The organism is Komagataeibacter kakiaceti JCM 25156 (genome assembly GCF_000613305.1).
Genome location: NZ_BAIO01000294.1, coordinates 1 through 2,970 on the forward strand (window position 1 = coordinate 1; position 2,970 = coordinate 2,970).

The window sequence follows — 2,970 nt, forward strand, 5'->3', positions numbered from 1 at the left end:
CCATATCCTGACGCAGGGAGGCCGACGTCCGGCGGCCCAGGTGGCGCATGCCTCACGCTGGCCGATATGACGACCATGACGCCCTGCGCCGGTTTGCCGACGCCGTGGATGTCATTACCTTCGAGTTCGAGAATATCAGCGCCGATGGCCTGGACCTGCTTTCCAGCATCCGGCCCGTCAACCCCGCCGGTCGCATTCTGCGCATAAGCCAGGACCGCATTGCCGAAAAAACCTTCATGGCGGAAACCGGCATTCCGGTCGCCCCATGGCGGGCCGTGCATGACCGCGCCGATCTGGACCGCGCGGCGGAGGCGCTGGGTTACCCCTTCATCCTCAAGACCACGCGCCTTGGCTATGATGGCAAGGGTCAGGCCCGCATCCATGACGCCGGGGAACTGGACGCCGCGTTTGACACCCTGCGCCCCCACCCGCTGGTGGCGGAGGGGATGGTGCATTTCGCCTGTGAAGTGAGCGTGATGGTGGCCCGCAATGCGCAGGGCGAGGTCAGCACCTTCGACGTCACGGAAAACCGTCATCGCAACGGGATTCTGGACATAAGCCTCGCGCCCGCGCGCATCCCGCCCGATCTGGCCGCGCAGGCCCGTGACCTGGCCCGGCGCATTGCGGTGGCGCTTGATCTGGTGGGGCTGCTGGGTGTCGAGATGTTCGTGGACCGTGATGGCAGCCTGCGGGTGAATGAAATCGCCCCCCGGCCCCATAATTCCGGCCACTGGACCATGAACGCCTGCCCGGTCGACCAGTTCGAGATGCATGTGCGCGCCGTGACCGGTCTGCCCCTGCCACCCGCCATCCGCCACAGCGATGCGGTGATGAAGAACCTGATCGGGCCGGACGACATGGCCCTGTGGCCACAAATCATGGCCGCGCCCCGCCTGCTGGCCCACCATTATGGCAAGACGGAAGCCCGCCCCGGCCGCAAGATGGGGCATGTGAACGTGCTGTTCCCGCCCGGTGGCCTGCCGGGGGAATTCGGGGTCGAGGCGGCGCTTGGCCCGCTGGCCACGCTAGATAATCAGCCCCATCTCACGGAAGCTGCACGTCCGGCCGTTGCCGACGATGATATGGTCATGCACCGCCACCTGCATGAGCTTGCCAAGCTGGACGATGCGCATGGTCATTTCAATATCAGCGCCCGACGGCTCCGGCCGCCCCGCCGGGTGGTTATGGGCCAGCACCAGCCTGCTGGCCCCGAGCCCGAGCGCGCGGCGCATGATCTCGCGCGGATAGACGGGCGAATGGTTGACCGTGCCGGTGCCCATCAGTTCATCGGCCAGAAGATGAAACCCGGCATCGACGAACAGCACGCGGAACTGCTCGACCACCTCGTGCCCCATGCTGGCCTGAAGATAGGCCATGAGTCCTTCCCGCCCGGACAGCACATCCGTCCGCCGCACGCGGCTGCGGTGCAGCCGCAGCGCCGCCTCCCGCGCGACGGCGAATAGCGGCGGCAGGGCCGTTTCCCCTCCGGCCACCTCATCCATCGCCCCCACATGTGCCGACAGCGCCATGCCAGCCGAACCGAAACGCTCCAGCAGGCTGGCCGCAAGGCGGTCCGGCGCGGGGTGGGTGGTGTCGAGCGTGCGGATCATGTCACGCAGGAAGGCAAGGTCGTCGGCACGGCTTATGGCGCGTTCGGTGGGCGGGAACAGGTCCGGTTGCGGCCTTTTATCGGACAAAATGGAGACTTCTCAACAATTTCAGCACAAAATCCCGCCCTGATCGTGCATGATGGGGCAGGACTAGGAGCTTATGAACCTGCATGCTGTTTCAGAAATCCCATACCGTACTCTTTGATCTGGACGGAACCATCGTTCGTTCGCGCGATGGCATTGTGGACTCCATCCATGCCCTGCTGCGTGACTTGGGGCATGAACCCGATATGTCGATCGACCTGACATGGGTGGTCGGCCCGCCGCTGGAAGAACTGATCGGCCACGTTCTGGCCCATTATGGCGATGACCGGGTACAGGAAGCCATGGCCCTTTACCGAAAGCACTACGAATCGGAAGGGATGCACAAGACCCCGGTATTCGACCACATGCGCCATGTGATCGAGACCCTTTCCGCCGAAGGGGTACGTCTGTTCGTGGCGACATCCAAACCCCGGCATCTGGCGCGCAAGATCCTGCACCTGCGCGATCTGGTCCGGTTTTTCGATGGCCTGTCCGGCGCGCGCGCGGATGACAGCGGCGCGGAAAAGCCGGAACTGATCGCCGCCCTGCTGCGCGAACATAACATCCGGCGTGAAGATGCGCTCATGATCGGGGACCGCCGGCATGACATAAGCGGCGCCCATGCCAACCATGTCCGCGCCCTTGGCGTGCTGTGGGGCTATGGCTCGCGTGAGGAACTGGTCGAGGCCGGGGCCGATGCGCTGGTCAGCCAGCCTTCCGAACTGCTGGAGGCCATCCGCCAGCAATTCACCGCAGCCGACGCCCATCCCCATCGCTGAGAGGCTGTCTGAAAAGACCGCCTTTGAAATATCCCGCAAAATCATCTGGGAACGCCGCCTTTTGAAAGAAGGCGGCACCCGGAAACTTTTATTATTTCCTATCAGTCAGTTATTCTACTTCCCTATGCCGTAATCACGGCGCGCATGCTGACAGTCGCGCCCCCGCCACGGACAAGACAGTCCTGCAACGCCAGCCCCAGCAGCCGGGCATGGGCGTGCAGCATGCGCAGGAAGCGGAGATCCCCCGCGCTGCCCTGTGCTGGCGGCGGCTGCGCGCCCATGTCCCGCACCACGATGAGGGAGACGGCATGCAGTTCCAGCGCGCGCGCCAGCACGGCGCGGCACATGTCCGCCGCCGGACCGCCCGGAACCATCTCATCCGCCAGCATGTGGCGCGCGGAATCCAGATAAAAGACCCGCATCCCGTCCCCGCCGGGACAGGGCGCGCCATCACAATGTTCCAGCAACGCCGCCATATCCACAAGAACCACCTGCCC

At 64.5% G+C, this 2,970-nt stretch carries 3 protein-coding genes and 1 pseudogene; 2 read left to right on the forward strand and 2 right to left on the reverse strand.

Annotated features, from left to right (window positions below; genetic code table 11):
* A pseudogene (locus tag JCM25156_RS24155) lies at positions 1 to 1,025 on the forward strand (5-(carboxyamino)imidazole ribonucleotide synthase); the annotation flags it as partial.
* Here the strand turns inward: JCM25156_RS24155 and JCM25156_RS28020 are convergent.
* Positions 1,026 to 1,610: a JAB domain-containing protein gene (locus JCM25156_RS28020; protein WP_084296514.1), complete on the reverse strand. Its 585-nt coding sequence runs from the start codon at positions 1,608 to 1,610 to the stop codon at positions 1,026 to 1,028.
* Positions 1,611 to 1,780: 170 nt separating this feature from the next.
* On the opposite strand from JCM25156_RS28020, the gene JCM25156_RS12580 reads away from it, so the two are divergent.
* Positions 1,781 to 2,473: an HAD hydrolase-like protein gene (locus tag JCM25156_RS12580; protein ID WP_025813354.1), complete on the forward strand. Its 693-nt coding sequence runs from the start codon at positions 1,781 to 1,783 to the stop codon at positions 2,471 to 2,473.
* Between the two features lie 122 nt (positions 2,474 to 2,595).
* Here JCM25156_RS12580 and JCM25156_RS12585 read toward each other — a convergent pair.
* The coding region (locus JCM25156_RS12585; protein WP_025813356.1) for a JAB domain-containing protein at positions 2,596 to 2,970 on the reverse strand (375 nt) is incomplete at its 5' end.

Bases quoted from the DNA above. Each gene is read 5' to 3' on its own strand.
- JCM25156_RS28020 (WP_084296514.1), bottom strand. From the start codon at position 1,610: ATGATCCGCACGCTCGACACCACCCACCCCGCGCCGGACCGCCTTGCG.
- JCM25156_RS12580 (WP_025813354.1), top strand. From the start codon at position 1,781: ATGCTGTTTCAGAAATCCCATACCGTACTCTTTGATCTGGACGGAACC.